Source organism: Bradyrhizobium sp. 23 (assembly GCF_023073295.1).
Lineage (GTDB): Bacteria > Pseudomonadota > Alphaproteobacteria > Rhizobiales > Xanthobacteraceae > Bradyrhizobium > Bradyrhizobium canariense_D.
In genome coordinates this window covers 41,831-57,014 of record NZ_JADPJF010000103.1, presented here as the reverse complement: position 1 = coordinate 57,014, position 15,184 = coordinate 41,831, and the positions used below count along the sequence as shown (strand labels likewise).

Genomic DNA, 15,184 nt, shown 5'->3' with positions numbered 1-15,184 from the left:
CCAATGGATCACCCGGTATGGATGGCTTTCGCCAGGACGACAGCGAACGTGTGGCACGCGCCGTGATGGCGACTGGCGAGGGAGTATCAAACGGGCACGGTCGGCGATGATGGAATGTTACAGGTGTTTTGCCCGACGCCGCAAGCAATTTCGGTAATATCGAAAAATTATTCGGTGACACCGCAAAAATTATCGAGCTTTTTCAACCCCATGCCTACTGTGCATGGGGTTGATTTCTCGTTTTCTGTTTGGAGGGCGCCTAACCCGCGCCCGCGCGCTTCTTCTGCCAGACCAGGTGCACCGCGCAGGTGCAGCCCGGCGGATGCGACGCAAGCTCCTTCGACGTCTCGTCGTTCGCCGGCGTTGCCGTGAACGCCGCCTTGTCGCTCCCACCCTCTCGCGTCGGGATGTAGTTCAGAATCGGCGCGAGCCAGCGCTCGGTCTCGGCGACGCTCATGCCCTTGCGCGCAGCATAATCCTCGACCTGATCGCGCTCGATCTTGCCGACTCCGAAATAATAGCTCTCTGGATTGGCGAGATAGAGCCCCGACACGGAGGAGCCCGGCCACATCGCATAGCTCTCGGTCAGCTTCACGCCGGCGGTGTTCTCGGCATCGAGCAGCTCGAACAGCGTGGCCTTCTCGGTGTGATCGGGTTGCGCGGGATAGCCGGGGGCGGGACGGATGCCCTGATACTTTTCGAGGATCAACTCGTCGGGGGAGAGCGTCTCGTCCGGCGCATAGGCCCAGAATTCGCGGCGGACGCGGGCATGCATGCGCTCGGCGAACGCTTCGGCCAGGCGGTCGGCCAGCGCCTTGCACAGGATCGAGGAATAGTCGTCATTGGCCATCTTGAAACGGTCAGCGACCACATCCTCGCCGATGCCGGCGGTGACGACGAAGCCGCCGACATAGTCGGGCACGCCGGTTGTGGCGGGCGCGACGAAGTCGGACAGCGCGGCGTTGAAACGGCCCTCGCGCTTCTCGAGCTGCTGGCGCAGCGTGTGCAGCGTCGCGATCGTCCTGGTCCGGCTCTCGTCGGCATAGAGCACGATGTCGTCGCCCTGCGCATTGGCCGGCCAGAAGCCGACGGTGGCGCGCGCGCGGAACCATTTCTCCTTGACGATCAGGTCGAGCATCTTGCGCGCGTCGCCGTAGAGCGAGCGCGCAACTTCGCCGACCTTGGCGTCGTCGAGGATGGCGGGGAAGCGTCCGGCGAGCTCCCAGGTCTGGAAGAAGGGGGTCCAGTCGATATAGGGCACCAGCTCGGCGAGATCGTAGTCGTCAAAGCTTCGGGTGCCGAGGAAGGTCGGCTTCACCGGCTTGTTCGCGGTGAAGTCGACCGGCACGCGGTTGGCGCGGGCGGTCGCCAGCTTCAGCCGCTTCTTGTCGGCCTGGGCGCGCATATGGGCGTCCGAGATCTTTGCGTATTCGGCGCGCACCTCCGCGGCATAGGCCTCGCGCGTCTCGGGCGACAGCAGCGCCGACGCAACACCGACGGCGCGGCTGGCGTCGTTGACATGCACCACGGGGCCTGCGCGATAGCTCGGGTCGATCTTCACCGCCGTATGCACGCGGCTCGTGGTGGCGCCGCCGATCAAGAGCGGCAGCTTGAGGCCTTCGCGCTGCAATTCTGCGGCGAAGAACGCCATCTCGTCGAGCGAGGGTGTGATCAGGCCGGACAGCCCGACGATGTCGGCCTTCTCCGCCTTCACCGTATCGACGATCTTGGCCGCGGGCACCATCACGCCGAGGTCGATGACCTCGTAATTGTTGCACTGGAGCACGATGCCAACGATGTTCTTGCCGATGTCGTGGACGTCGCCCTTGACGGTCGCGAGCACGATCTTGCCGGCGGACGAGGAGCCTTCCGTGCCGATGCCGTTGGCGAGATTGCGCGCCTTCTCCTCCTCCATGAACGGCATCAGCCAGGCGACAGCCTGCTTCATCACGCGGGCCGACTTCACCACCTGCGGCAGGAACATCTTGCCGTCGCCGAAGAGATCGCCGACCACGTTCATGCCGGCCATCAGCGGTCCCTCGATCACGTCGAGTGGCCGCGTCGAGGCCTTGCGGGCCTCTTCGGTATCCTGCTCGATGAATTCGGTGATGCCGTGCACCAGCGAATGTGACAGCCGCTTCGCCACCGGCCATTCGCGCCAGGCGAGATCGGCTTCCTTGGTCTGAGTCTTGTTGCCGCGGAATCTTTCCGCAAGCGCCAGCAGACGCTCGGACGCACCGGGGTCGCGGTTGAGGATGACGTCCTCGCACACCTGGCGCAATTCGGGATCGATATCGTCATAGACGATCATCTGCCCGGCATTGACGATGCCCATGTCCATGCCGGCCTTGATGGCGTGATACAGGAACACCGAGTGCATGGCCTCGCGCACCGGCTCGTTGCCGCGGAACGAGAACGACAAATTGGACACACCACCAGAAATGTGCGCGCCCGGCAGATTCTTGCGGATCCAGCGCGTCGCCTCGATGAAGTCGACGCCGTAATTGTTGTGCTCCTCGATGCCGGTTGCGATCGCGAAAATATTGGGATCGAAGATGATGTCTTCCGGCGGGAAGCCGACGCGGTTCACCAGGATGTCGTAGGCGCGCTTGCAGATCTCGGTCTTGCGGGCGAACGTGTCGGCCTGGCCGACCTCGTCGAACGCCATCACCACGACGGCCGCGCCGTGACGGCGGGCGATCTTGGCCTCGTGAATGAATTTGTCCTCGCCTTCCTTCATCGAGATCGAGTTGACGACCGGCTTGCCCTGCACGCATTTCAGGCCGGCCTCGATCACGGAGAATTTCGAGCTGTCGACCATTACGGGGACGCGGGCAATGTCGGGCTCGGCGGCGACAAGGTTGAGGAAGGTCACCATCGCGGCTTCCGAGTCCAGAAGACCCTCGTCCATGTTGACGTCGATGATCTGCGCGCCGTTCTCGACCTGGTCGCGCGCGACCTGCAGCGCGGCGGTGTAGTCGCCGGCGGTGACCAGCTTGCGGAAGCGGGCGGAGCCGGTGACGTTGGTGCGCTCGCCGACGTTCACGAAGGGAATGGCGTCGGTCAGGATGAACGGCTCGAGGCCGGAGAGCCGCAAGCGAGGTTCGATCTCCGGCACGATGCGCGGCTTGTGCGGCGCGACCGCAGCCGCAATCGCCGCGATATGGTCCGGCGTGGTGCCGCAGCAACCGCCGACGATGTTGACGAGGCCATCGCGCGCGAACTCGCCGACCAGGCGGGCCATGTATTCCGGGGTCTCGTCATACTGGCCGAACTCGTTGGGCAGGCCGGCATTGGGATAGGCGCAAACAAGCGTGTCGGCGACGCGGCCGATATCGGCGATATGCGCGCGCAGATCTTCCGCGCCGAGCGCGCAGTTGAAGCCGATGGTGACGGGCTTGGCGTGCTGGACCGAATGCCAGAACGCTTCCGGCAACTGGCCGGACAGCAGGCGGCCGGACTTGTCGGTGATGGTGCCCGACACCATCACGGGCATGTCGATGCCACGTTCTTCCGTGATCTCGGCGATCGCGTACAGCGCCGCCTTGGCGTTCAGCGTGTCGAAGATGGTCTCGACCAGCAGCAGATCGACGCCGCCGTCGAGCATGCCGTTGATCTGCTCGCCATAGGATTTGCGCAGGTCGTCGAACGTGACGGCGCGGTAGCCGGGATTGGACACGTCGGGCGAGATCGAGGCGGTGCGGTTGGTCGGTCCGATGGCGCCGGCGACGAAGCGCGGCTTGCCGTCCTCGGCCTCGACGCGGCGTGCGGCGTTGCCGGCGAGGCGGGCGCCTTCTCGCGCCATCTCGTAGACGATGTCGGCGAGATCGTAATCGGCTTGGGCAATCGAGGTCGTGGAGAAGGTGTTGGTCGCGACGATGTCGGCGCCGGCGCGCAAGTAAGCGGCGTGGATGTCCTCGATCGCCTGCGGTTGGGTCAGGATCAAGAGGTCGTTGTTGCCGCGCAAATCGCGATGGAAGTTCTTGAATCGCTCGCCGCGGAAGGCGGCCTCGTCGAACTGGAGATTCTGGATCATCGTGCCCATGGCGCCGTCGAGCACGAGAATGCGCTCGCGCGCGGCGTTGAGCAGGGCGGTTCGCTTGGGAGAGGTGGATACGGTCATGGTGTCTTAAGCCGCCTTCTGCGCGCTCTTGGCGCGGATGCCGAGCAAATGGCTGATCGCGAACACGAGATCGGCGCGGTTCATGGTGTAGAAATGGAAGGTGTCGACGCCGTGCTTGGCCAGCTTCTGCACCTGGCCGGCCGCGACGGTCGCCGCCACCAGCTTGCGGGTCTCGGCGTCTTCGTCGAGCCCCTCGAATTTCGCGGCGAACCAGTCCGGCACGGAGGTGCCGGCGCGGGTGACGAAATTGCGAGCCTGCTTGAAATTATGCATGGGCATGATGCCCGGCACGATCGGGATGTTGATCCCGCGCGCGCGCACGCGGTCGAGATAGCGGAAATAGAGGTCGTTATCGAAGAACACCTGCGTGATCGCGCGGGTCGCACCTGCATCGACCTTGGCCTGCAGCGTGTCGATGTCATCGTCGAAGTCGCGCGCCTCGGGATGCTTCTCAGGGTACGCCGAGACCGACACCTCGATATCGCCGTGCCGCTTCTTGATGCCGGCGACGAGGTCGGCGGAGCTCTGGTAGCCATCGGGATGGCTAGAATAGGCCGTGCCAATGCCGCCCGGGGGATCGCCGCGCAGGCCGACGATGTGGCGGACGCCGACCTCGTGATAGCGGTCGACGATCTCGTCGATCTCCCCGCGGGAGGCGCCGACGCAGGTCAGATGCGCGGCCGGCAGCAGCGCGGTTTCTTTCAGGATGCGCGAGATGGTCGCGTGGGTCCGCTCACGGGTCGAGCCGCCGGCGCCATAGGTCACCGAGACGAATTTCGGGTCGAGCGGGGCCAGCCGGTTGATGGTGTCCCAGAGATTGCGCTCCATATCTTCGGTCTTGGGCGGAAAGAACTCGAAGGAAATCGCAGGCCGCTTCAGGTACCCGTCTTGCCCGCCGGTGTGGGCAGGCATTGTCGCGTCAGTCATGGGCACCACTCACTCTCCAAGGGCGCGCCGGGTCGTTGGCGGCCGGCGGTCAGGTCTAGATTGCGAAAGGCCAAGATAAGCCAAAGCGGCCGCATCCGACAGCCCATCGGTAATGGGAAGTGGCCCACTTTGGCGGTGTTGGCATAAAATATTCGGTGATTTAGAATCGAAGTGGGAAGCTCGGTTTGGTATAAAAAGATAAATATACCAGCCAAGTAGGGAGAACTTGCGGATTAACTGGCGCAATATATTGAGTGGGCAATATGAAAGTCATGTTGCCAGATTGATCATTGTCCCAACGCCGCGGCGCGGGTCCGGAGCGCGCGGGCCCTGGCCTGCACGTCAGATCTGCGCGCCCTCCCATTGCCGCCGCGCTGCCCTCCACTACGTTAGCGCGCCATGATCCCGCTCTCAGTCCTCGACCTCTCCGTCGTCACCACCGGCACAAAGCCCGCCGCGGCGCTGCGCAACAGCATCGACCTGGCGCGCCATGTCGATGGGCTCGGCTATGTCCGCTATTGGCTCGCCGAGCATCACAACCTCGCCTCCGTCGCGAGCCCGGCGCCCGACGTGATGATCGGGCAGATCGCGGCGGTGACCAAGCACATCCGCGTCGGCTCCGGTGGCGTGATGCTGCCCAATCACGCGCCGCTGGTCGTGGCCGAGCGCTTCAAGATGCTGGAGGCGCTGTTTCCGGGCCGCATCGATCTCGGCCTCGGCCGCGCCCCTGGCACCGACGGCGCCACGGCCTATGCGCTGCGCAGCCGGCTCGACCGTCGCGAAGGCGACGATTTCCTCGAGCGGCTGCACGAATTGATCCTGTGGCAGACCCGGGAATTCCCCTCGGGCCATCCCTATCACAACGTCGTTGCGATGCCCGACGATACGCCGTTGCCGCCGATCTGGCTGCTCGGCTCCAGCGATTATTCGTCGGAGCTCGCCGCGCAAATCGGCATGGGGTTCGCATTCGCCCATCATTTTGCGTCCCACGATGCGATCGATGCGATGGTGCATTATCGCAATCGTTTTCAGCCCTCGGCCTGGAGTGCGAGCCCGCGCGCGATCCTCGCGGTCGCCGTCATTGCGGCCGACACGGATGACGAAGCCGAAAAGCTCGCCGCGTCTTTCGACCTCAACCGCCTGCGCCGGGACCGCGGCCAGTATCTTCCGTTGCCGAGCGTCGAAGAGGCGCTGGCCTATCCCTATACCGACTCGGAGCGCGCCTCGATGCGGCGCAACCGTTCCCGTCTGTTCGTCGGCAGCCGGGCAACCGTGCAGAAGACGCTGCAGCCGTTGATCGATGCGAGCAAGCCGGACGAGTTGATGGTGATTACCGCCGTGTACGATCACGAGGCACGAAAGAAATCATATTCGCTGCTGGCGGAGGCGTTCGGGCTTAAGGCGGTCGGATAAGGCTCTGGTGCTCCGGCTCGCGCTTCGCGCGTCCGGGACACGAATCTATTCCATCGTCGCGCGGAACGGGTGCCCCGGATACACGCCAACAATGCGGAATTCGCGTGAGAAGAATTTCAGCTCCTCGATCGCGAAAGCGAGGCCCTTGTCCGCGGGGTGGCCGTCGACGTCGGCATAAAACTGCGTGGCGAAGAAATTGCCGTCGACCATATAGCTCTCGAGCTTGGTCATGTTGACGCCGTTGGTGGCAAAGCCACCGAGCGCCTTGTAGAGCGCGGCGGGCAAATTGCGCACCCGGAACACAAAAGTCGTGACCAACGGACCGGAGCCCTGTGCGGCCCATTTCGGTTCGCGCGCGAGCACCACGAAGCGCGTGGTGTTGTGGGCCTCGTCCTCGATGTCCTCCGCGAGGATGTCGAGGCCGTAGATCTGCGCGGCGAGGCGCGAGGCGATCGCGGCGACGGACTTGTCGTTACGCTCGGAAATGTCGCGGGCGCTGCCGGCGGTGTCGGCGTGCACGATTGGCTTGATGCCAAGCTTGCGAATGATGCGCCGGCATTGGCCGAGCGCGTGCACGTGGCTCTCGACGCTCTTGATGTCCTCGAGCCTGGTCCCCTTCACCGCCATCAGCTGATGCCGGACCGGCAGAAACCATTCGCCGATGATGAAGAGGCCGGAGGCCGGCAGCAAATGATGGATGTCGGCGACGCGGCCTGCGACCGAATTCTCGATCGGAATCATGCCGAGATCGGCTTCGCCCGACGAGATCGCCGACAAGGCGTCCTCGAAGGTGGCGCAGGGCATCGGCTCGGCGTCGGGATAGGCCTCGACGATGGCGATGTGCGAATTGGCCCCAGGCTCGCCCTGGAATGCGATTTTCAGCTTGCTCATGCTCGGCCTTGTAACAGCGGCTCAGGATTTGGAAAGGATGCTGCGGGCGGTTTCCAGGTCCGCCGGCGTGTCGACCCCGCGGGGCACGGTATCGACAATGGTGAAGTCGATGCGCATTCCGGCCTCGAGCGCCCGGAGCTGCTCGAGCTTCTCCTGCAATTCCAGCGGCGACGGCGGAAGCCGGACGTAGCGCTCCAGCGCGGCACGGCGATAGGCATAGAGACCGATATGGTGGTAGCGCGGTCCGTCGCCGGTCGGCGCGGTTGCGCGGGTGAAATAAAGTGCGCGCATGCGTCTGCCGCCGAGCGAGGTTCCGATCGCCTTCACGACGCTCGGCGCGAGGTCCTCCTCCTCGGTGTGGATCTGCGACGCCAGCGTTGCGATATCCACGGCGGGGTCTTGCAGCGGCGGCAACACCTCGCGGATGTTGTCGATCGTGATGGTCGGGAAATCGCCCTGCAGATTGACCACGATCTCGGCTTTGCCGTCCGGATCGAGCTTCTGCATGGCCTCGTGGATGCGGTCGGAGCCGGACGGATGCTCCGGGCGGGTCATCACGGCCTCGCCACCATGGGCGGTCACGACGGATGCGATCTCCGCGGTGTCGGTTGCGACCGCGACCCGGCCTATCCCGGCCGCTTCGGCACGGCGCATCACGTGCACGATCATCGGCTGCCCCGCGATATCGGCTAGCGGCTTGCCGGGCAGGCGGGTGGCGGCCATGCGGGCCGGAATCAGCACCAGGATGCGGGGATCGATCATCGGTTCAAGGGCCTGGAAACGGGGCGTTTTCCGCGCCGGGAAATGGGGTGGGGACGGGGGTGAAGCCCGCTCGCTTATACGGGTTGCCAGACCCCGGGCAAACCGATATCTCAATGGCAAAACTCGGGGAAACAGTAAGGAACGTTGATTCTCCGAGGCTCGTCCTGGCGGCCGCACTGGGCCGCTCGATCCTTCTTGCGGTGTGGGGCCTGGCCGGAAATGGACTCTTTCGAACTGAACAAGATTCTCGGTGCCGTGCTCGGCACCTGTCTCCTTCTGCTGGTGACGAGCTTCACCGCCAGTGCGCTGTTCTCGCCCAAGATGCCGGAGAAGCCGGGCTTCGAGATCGCCGTGAAGGAAGACGCCGGCCACGGCAAGGAAGGCGGCGCTGCCGCCGCGGCTGCCGAGCCGATCGAAAAGGTGCTCCAGACCGCCTCGGTCGAGAAGGGCGCCGCCGCTGCCAAGAAGTGCGGCGCTTGCCACACCTTCGAGAAGGGCGGCCCGAACCGTGTCGGTCCGAACCTCTATGGCGTCGTCGGCGACCATGTTGGCGAGGGCCGCGGCGGCTTCAACTTCTCGGCCGCGATGAAGGCCAAGGGCGGCACCTGGGACTTCGATGCGCTCAACAAGTTCATCGCCAATCCCAAGGCAGCTGTCCCGGGCACCGCGATGGGCTTTGCTGGCATCCCGAAGGATAGCGAGCGTGCCGACGTGATCGCTTACCTGAACAGTCTCTCCGACAGCCCGAAGCCGCTGCCGACCGCGGCGAAGTAAGGCCTATCGACTTCGATCTTAGTACGCGGCCAGGCTGAAAAGCCTGGCCGTTTGCTTATCCGGGCCTCGCGGCGTTGTTATCGGGGCGTTTGGCCGCAGCGATCGGCCAGCTGGCCCTCCAAGATGAGGAAAAAGCAACATATTCCGTCGAAACCTCGCCTATATTGGGAACTTAAAGGAGTAGCCTCCTTCAAGACAGGAATGTTGATTTGGCCCTTACCCGACGCGATCTCCTGCTCACCGGCACTGCTGCCGCAACGCTCCCCGCCCTTGGTTCCGTAGGGGGCCTTTCCGGCGTCGGCGTGGCACACGCGCAATCCGCCAACGAGCCCACCTGGCGGCACGCGCTGTCGCTGTTCGGACAGATCAAATACCCGGCGGATTTCAAGCGCTTCGACTACGTCAATCCGGAAGCGCCCAAGGGCGGCGTCGCGCGCCAGATCGCCGTCGGCACATTCGACAATTTCAACATCGTCGTCTCCGGTGTGAAGGGGCAAGTCGCCGGTGCCGTGGCGTTCATCTACGAATCCCTCACGACGGCCTCGCTTGACGAAGTCTCGACCGAGTACGGCGCGCTGGCCGAGGCCGTCAGCCATCCGGATGATTTCTCCTTCGTGACTTACCGCTTGCGGCCGCAAGCCAAATGGCACGACGGCAAGCCGGTAACCGCGGATGACGTGATCTTCTCGCTCGATTCCTTCAAGAAGCACCACCCGCAGTACTCGGCCTATTACAGCCATGTGACGAAAGCCGAGAAGGTCGGCGAGCGCGAGGTAAAATTCGTGTTCGACGCGCCGGGCAACCGCGAACTGCCGCAGATCGTCGGGCAGCTCACGGTCCTGCCGAAGCATTGGTGGGAGGGCACGGATGCGCAGGGCCGCAAGCGCGATGTCTCCGCCACCACGCTTGAAGTGCCTCTAGGTTCCGGCCCCTATCGGGTCAAGGAATTCGTTGCCGGGCGGTCGATCGCGCTGGAGCGCGTCAAGGATTATTGGGGGCGCGACCTCGCCGCCAATGTGGGCCGCAATAATTTCGACGAGCTGCGCTATGAGTATTTCCGCGACGCCACCGTGGCGATTGAGGCATTCAAGGCCGATCAGGTCGATTGGCGCACCGAGAACAGCGCGAAGAACTGGGCGACAGCCTACGATTTCCCGGCCGTCACCGAAAAACGCGTGATCCTCGAGGAGTTCGCCAATCGCAGCTCGGGCGTCATGCAGGCCTTCGTGCCGAACCTGCGCCGCGCCAAGTTTAAGGATCCGCGCGTGCGACGCGCGCTCAATTACGCGTTCGACTTTGAGGAGATGAACAAGCAGATCTTCTACGGCCAGTACAAGCGCATCAGCAGTTATTTCGACGGCATCGATGAGCTGATGGCGACCGGGTTGCCGCAGGGCAAGGAGCTCGAGATCCTCGAGACAGTCCGCGCCGAGGTCCCGCCCGAAGTCTTCACCACGGCCTACACCAACCCGGTCGGCGGCAGTCCGGAAGCCGTTCGCGACAATCTGCGCGAGGCGCTGCGCCTGTTCAAGGAAGCTGGCTACGAGGTGCGCGAGCGCAAGCTGATCGACGTCAAGACGGGCGCCCAGTTCTCCCTTGAATTGCTGAACTCGGATCCAAGCTTCGAGCGGATCACGCTGTTCTACAAGCCGTCGCTGGAACGGCTCGGCATTGCTGTCAGCGTGCGGACGGTGGATCCCACTCAGTACGAGAACAGGACGCGCGAGTGGGATTTCGACATCGTCACTAACTCCTGGGGCGAGTCGCAGTCGCCGGGTAACGAGCAGCGCGAATTCTGGTCCTCGAAGACGGCTGACATCGCCGGTTCACGCAACATCACCGGCATCAAGAATCCGGCGGTCGACAAGCTGATCGAGCGGGTGATCTACGCCAAGGGTCGCGACGATCTCGTCGCGGCAACCAAGGCACTCGACCGCGTGCTGCTGTGGAATCACTACGTCGTACCGCAGTGGACTTATACGAAGGTGCGCACCGCGCGCTGGGATCGGTTCGGCCGGCCGGCGGAATTACCCAAATACGGTCAGTCCGGCTTCCCGTTCATTTGGTGGTACGACGCGGACAAGGCGGCGCGGATCGCAAAGAAGTCGTGAAGGGCATTTCTCGCATGGCGCAGCTTTCACGCCGGCATGTGCTGGCCTTGGGTGCCGGTGGCGCGTTCAGCGCCGCCTGGCTCCGGGGCGCGACAGCGTCCGAGATGCCTGCAGAGGCCCACGGCATGTCGGCCTTCGGCGACCTCAAATATCCCGCCGACTTCCATCACTTCGACTACGTCAATGTCGACGCGCCGAAGGGCGGCACCTTCTCGCTTATCCCGTCGGTGCGCGCGTACAACCAGTCCTACCAGACCTTCAACTCGCTCAATGCCTTCATCCTCAAAGGCGATGGCGCGCAGGGCATGGACATGACTTTTGCGCCGCTGATGGTGCGAGCCAATGACGAACCGGACGGGATGTACGGGCTTGCCGCCAAGTCTGTAAATATATCGGCAGACAGGCTGGTCTATCGCTTCACCATGCGGCCAGAGGCGAAATTCCATGACGGCACCAAGCTTACCGCTCACGACGCGGCGTTTTCGCTGACGTCGCTGAAGGCCAAGGGGCATCCGCTGATCATCGTGCAGATGCGCGACATGGTCAGCGCGGAAGCCGTTGACGATGCGACGCTGGTCGTCACCTTTGCCAAGGGACGCGCGCGTGACGTGCCGCTCTATGTGGCGAGTCTGCCGATCTTCTCGAAAGCATATTATGCCTCTCGCGCTTTCGACGAAACATCGCTCGATATCCCGTTGGGCTCGGGCCCGTACAAGGTCGGCAAGTTCGAGGTCAACCGCTACATCGAATACGAACGCGTCAAGGATTGGTGGGCTGCCGACCTGCCCCCCTGTCGTGGCAGCTACAATTTCGACGTCGTGCGCTACGAATTCTACCGCGACCGCGATGTCGCTTTTGAAGGTTTCACCGGCAAGAACTATCTCTACCGCGAAGAGTTCACCGCTCGTATCTGGGCGACCCGCTATGACTTCCCCGCGGTCAAGGAGGGTCGCGTCAAGATGGAGGTCGTGCCCGACGACACGCCGTCCGGCGCGCAAGGATGGTTCATCAACACGCGGCGCGAAAAATTCAGGGATCCTCGCGTGCGTGAGGCACTGATCGACGCCTTCGACTTCGAGTGGACCAACAAGACCATCATGTACGGTGCTTATGCCCGCACGGTATCGCCATTTCAGAACTCGGACCTCATGGCGAGCGATGGGCCTCCGCCGCCGGAAGAGCTGAAGCTGCTGGAGCCGTTTCGCGGCCAGGTTCCGGACGAGGTGTTCGCCGCACCGTTCACGCCGCCCGTCTCCGACGGCTCCGGGCAGGATCGCAGCCTGTTGCGCAGGGCGCAGCGATTGCTGAGCGAGGCCGGCCTGCCGATCAAGGACGGCAAGAGGATGCTGCCGAACGGCGAGATCTTCAGGATCGAATTTCTGTTGGACGAGCCTTCGTTCCAGCCGCACCATGGGCCCTACATCAAGAATCTCGCGACGCTTGGCATCGAAGCGAGCGTGCGCCTCGTCGACGCCGTGCAATACAAGGTACGCCAGGAAGATTTCGACTTCGATATGACGACCCAGCGCTTCAGCATGTCGGCAACGCCGGGCGACGCCATGCGCTCGTTCTTCTCGTCGCAGGTCGCGGCAACGAAGGGCTCGTACAATCTTGCGGGCGTCGCCAATCCGGCCATCGATGCCATGATCGAGAAGATCATGGCGGCCGACAGCCGCGAGGAATTGACCGTCGCCTGCCGCGCCTTCGATCGCCTGTTCCGCGCCGGCCGTTATTGGGTGCCGCACTGGTTCAACAAGACGCACCGGCTTGCTTATTGGGACCAATTCGGTCATCCGCAGAAGCCGCCGCGTTATGCCAACGGCGTCGGCGCTCCCGACATCTGGTGGTACGATGGCGGCAAGGCCGCCAGGCTCGAGCAGGCGAAGCAGCCATGAGCGCCTACATCGCCCGCCGCATCCTGCTGATGATCCCGACCTTGCTCGGGATCCTCTTCGTCTCCTTCATCGTCGTGCAGTTCGCGCCGGGCGGCCCGGTCGAGCGCGTGATCGCGCAGCTCTCGGGCGCGGACACCGGCGGGACCTCGCGCATTTCGGGCGGCGGCGACTTTGCGCAGCGCGCCCCGGGGCAGTTGGGAGCCGGCGGCGACGCCATCAACTCGAAGTATCGCGGCGCGCAAGGCCTCGATCCCGATTTCATCAAGAAGCTGGAAGTGCAGTTCGGCTTCGACAAGCCGGCGCCGGAGCGCTTCGCGCTGATGGTCTGGAATTTCGCCCGCTTCGATTTCGGCAAGAGCTATTTTCGCGACGTCAGCGTCCTGCAGCTCGTCAAGGAGAAGTTGCCGGTCTCGATCTCGCTCGGCATCTGGCTGACGCTGCTGACCTACCTGATCTCGATTCCGCTCGGCATCCGCAAGGCGGTCAGGGACGGGACGCGCTTCGACACCTGGACGTCGAGCGTGCTCGTACTTGGCTACGCGATTCCCGGCTTTCTATTCGCGATCCTCCTGATCATCCTGTTTGCCGGCGGTTCGTTCTTCAACTGGTTCCCGCTGCGCGGACTGACGTCAGACGGCTGGTCGCAGTTTCCGTGGTATTGGAAGATCATCGATTACTTCTGGCATTTGACGCTGCCGCTGATCGCCATGGGGCTCGGTGCGTTCACCACCATGACGTTCCTGACCAAGAACTCGTTTCTGGACGAGATCCGCAAGCAATACGTGATGACCGCGCGCGCGAAGGGCTGCAGCGAGAATCGGGTGCTTTACGGTCACGTTTTCCGCAACGCGATGCTGATCGTCATCGCCGGCTTTCCCTCGACCTTCATTCACGCCTTCTTCTCGGGCTCGCTTCTGATCGAGACCATCTTCTCGCTGGACGGACTGGGACTGCTCAGTTTCGAGAGCGTTCTCAATCGCGACTACCCCGTGGTGTTCGGCACGCTCTTCATCTTTTCGCTCGTCGGCCTCGTGATCAACCTGATCTCTGACCTGACCTATATGTGGATCGATCCACGAATCGATTTCGAGGCGCGGGAGGTCTGATGACGCTGGCCGCCCCCACCACGCCGATCGAAACCACTGCGAAGTCGCCGCTCGGCAGTGCCGTGCCGATCACTCGCAAACCGTTCGTGCCGTCGCCGCTCAACAGGCGCCGCTGGCAGAATTTCAAGGCGAACCGGCGCGGCTATTGGTCGTTCTGGATCTTCCTGATCCTATTTGTGGTGTCGCTGTTCGCCGAGCTGATCGCCAATGATCGGCCGTTCCTGATCAAATATGACGGCCACCTTTATTGGCCGTCCGTCGTCACCTATTCGGAAACCACTTTCGGCGGCGACTTCGAAACCGCGGCCGACTATCGCGATCCCTATTTGCAGAAGCTGATCAGGGACAAGGGCGGCAGCATCGTCTGGCCGCTGATCCGCTATTCCTACGACACCCACAATCTCGATCTGCCGACGCCGGCGCCGTCGCGGCCGACCTGGATGTTGACGGAAGCGCAGTGCAAGCCCGTCGTCGAGAAGAAAGGCCTCAAGAGCTGCCGCGATCTCGAATACAACTGGCTCGGCACCGACGATCAGGGCCGCGACGTGGTGGCGCGGCTGATCTACGGCTTCCGCATCTCAGTGCTGTTCGGCCTCTGCCTGACCATCGTCTCCTCCATCGTCGGCATCGCGGCCGGCGCGGTGCAGGGCTATTTCGGCGGCTGGATCGACCTGTTGTTCCAGCGTTTCATCGAGATATGGACTGCGATCCCTTCGCTCTATCTGCTGCTGATCTTGTCGTCGGTGCTGGTGCCCGGCTTCTTCGTGCTTCTCGGCATCCTGTTGTTATTTTCCTGGGTGTCGCTGGTCGGACTCGTGCGCGCGGAATTCCTGCGCGGGCGCAATTTCGAGTATATCCAGGCGGCGCGGGCGCTCGGCGTGTCGAACAAGGTCATCATGTTCCGGCATCTGTTGCCGAACGCGATGGTCGCGACCATGACGTTCCTGCCGTTCATCGTGTCGAGTTCGGTGATGACGCTGACGGCGCTCGATTTCCTGGGGTTCGGACTGCCGCCCGGCTCGCCGTCGCTCGGCGAGTTGCTGTCGCAGGGCAAGTCCAACGTGCAGGCGCCGTGGCTCGGTTTTTCCGGCTTCTTCTCGGTCGCGATCATGCTGTCGCTTTTGATCTTCATCGGCGAGGCCGTGCGCGACGCATTCGATCCGCGCAAGACGTTCAGGTAAG

At 63.3% G+C, this 15,184-nt stretch carries 10 protein-coding genes; 6 read left to right on the top strand and 4 right to left on the bottom strand.

The window, feature by feature from the left end:
- Positions 1-259: 259 nt before the first annotated feature.
- Together metH and metF are read right to left on the bottom strand one after the other, a co-directional pair.
- Positions 260-4,123 (bottom strand): methionine synthase, encoded by a 3,864-nt coding sequence (metH, locus tag IVB32_RS25370; RefSeq protein WP_247411760.1) that lies wholly within the window; start codon positions 4,121-4,123, stop codon positions 260-262.
- A gap of 6 nt (positions 4,124-4,129) precedes the next feature.
- Positions 4,130-5,050: a methylenetetrahydrofolate reductase [NAD(P)H] gene (gene metF, locus IVB32_RS25365; protein WP_204513271.1), complete on the bottom strand. Its 921-nt coding sequence runs from the start codon at positions 5,048-5,050 to the stop codon at positions 4,130-4,132.
- 399 nt (positions 5,051-5,449) lie between these two features.
- On the opposite strand from metF, the gene IVB32_RS25360 reads away from it, so the two are divergent.
- Positions 5,450-6,463 carry an LLM class flavin-dependent oxidoreductase gene (locus tag IVB32_RS25360; RefSeq protein ID WP_018454701.1) on the top strand — a complete coding sequence of 338 codons (1,014 nt, stop codon included), beginning with the start codon at positions 5,450-5,452 and terminating at the stop codon, positions 6,461-6,463.
- Positions 6,464-6,508: 45 nt separating this feature from the next.
- Here the strand turns inward: IVB32_RS25360 and IVB32_RS25355 are convergent, their stop codons facing one another.
- On the bottom strand, positions 6,509-7,354 hold the full coding sequence (locus IVB32_RS25355) for a prephenate dehydratase (RefSeq protein ID WP_018454700.1): 846 nt from the start codon (positions 7,352-7,354) through the stop codon (positions 6,509-6,511).
- A gap of 21 nt (positions 7,355-7,375) precedes the next feature.
- Positions 7,376-8,116 (bottom strand): 3-deoxy-manno-octulosonate cytidylyltransferase, encoded by a 741-nt coding sequence (locus IVB32_RS25350; RefSeq protein ID WP_018454699.1) that lies wholly within the window; start codon positions 8,114-8,116, stop codon positions 7,376-7,378.
- Between the two features lie 219 nt (positions 8,117-8,335).
- On the opposite strand from IVB32_RS25350, the gene IVB32_RS25345 reads away from it, so the two are divergent.
- From IVB32_RS25345 to IVB32_RS25325, 5 genes are all read left to right on the top strand, one after another.
- Entirely contained in the window at positions 8,336-8,890 is a 555-nt protein-coding gene (locus tag IVB32_RS25345; protein WP_247369347.1) for a cytochrome c family protein, read from the top strand.
- Positions 8,891-9,099: 209 nt separating this feature from the next.
- On the top strand, positions 9,100-11,001 hold the full coding sequence (locus IVB32_RS25340) for an extracellular solute-binding protein (protein ID WP_026232797.1): 1,902 nt from the start codon (positions 9,100-9,102) through the stop codon (positions 10,999-11,001).
- Positions 11,002-11,015: 14 nt separating this feature from the next.
- The gene (locus tag IVB32_RS25335; RefSeq protein ID WP_018454696.1) at positions 11,016-12,896 is read left to right on the top strand and encodes an extracellular solute-binding protein; all 1,881 of its coding nucleotides are present in this window, start codon (positions 11,016-11,018) and stop codon (positions 12,894-12,896) included.
- Complete coding sequence (locus tag IVB32_RS25330; protein WP_018454695.1) at positions 12,893-14,002, top strand: microcin C ABC transporter permease YejB; 1,110 nt, start codon at positions 12,893-12,895, stop codon at positions 14,000-14,002. Before IVB32_RS25335 ends, IVB32_RS25330 begins: the two co-directional genes overlap by 4 nt.
- Complete coding sequence (locus IVB32_RS25325) at positions 14,002-15,183, top strand: ABC transporter permease (RefSeq protein WP_018454694.1); 1,182 nt, start codon at positions 14,002-14,004, stop codon at positions 15,181-15,183. The genes IVB32_RS25330 and IVB32_RS25325 overlap by 1 nt, the downstream gene beginning before the upstream one ends.
- Position 15,184 lies beyond the last annotated feature (1 nt).

What these genes read in the sequence shown, in the direction of transcription:
- IVB32_RS25350 (WP_018454699.1), bottom strand. Translation starts at nt 8,116, where the DNA reads ATGATCGATCCCCGCATCCTGGTGCTGATTCCGGCCCGCATGGCCGCC.
- IVB32_RS25330 (WP_018454695.1), top strand. Translation starts at nt 12,893, where the DNA reads ATGAGCGCCTACATCGCCCGCCGCATCCTGCTGATGATCCCGACCTTG.
- IVB32_RS25355 (WP_018454700.1), bottom strand. Translation starts at nt 7,354, where the DNA reads ATGAGCAAGCTGAAAATCGCATTCCAGGGCGAGCCTGGGGCCAATTCG.
- IVB32_RS25360 (WP_018454701.1), top strand. Translation starts at nt 5,450, where the DNA reads ATGATCCCGCTCTCAGTCCTCGACCTCTCCGTCGTCACCACCGGCACA.
- IVB32_RS25335 (WP_018454696.1), top strand. Translation starts at nt 11,016, where the DNA reads ATGGCGCAGCTTTCACGCCGGCATGTGCTGGCCTTGGGTGCCGGTGGC.
- metH (WP_247411760.1), bottom strand. Translation starts at nt 4,123, where the DNA reads ATGACCGTATCCACCTCTCCCAAGCGAACCGCCCTGCTCAACGCCGCG.
- metF (WP_204513271.1), bottom strand. Translation starts at nt 5,050, where the DNA reads ATGACTGACGCGACAATGCCTGCCCACACCGGCGGGCAAGACGGGTAC.
- IVB32_RS25325 (WP_018454694.1), top strand. Translation starts at nt 14,002, where the DNA reads ATGACGCTGGCCGCCCCCACCACGCCGATCGAAACCACTGCGAAGTCG.
- IVB32_RS25345 (WP_247369347.1), top strand. Translation starts at nt 8,336, where the DNA reads ATGGACTCTTTCGAACTGAACAAGATTCTCGGTGCCGTGCTCGGCACC.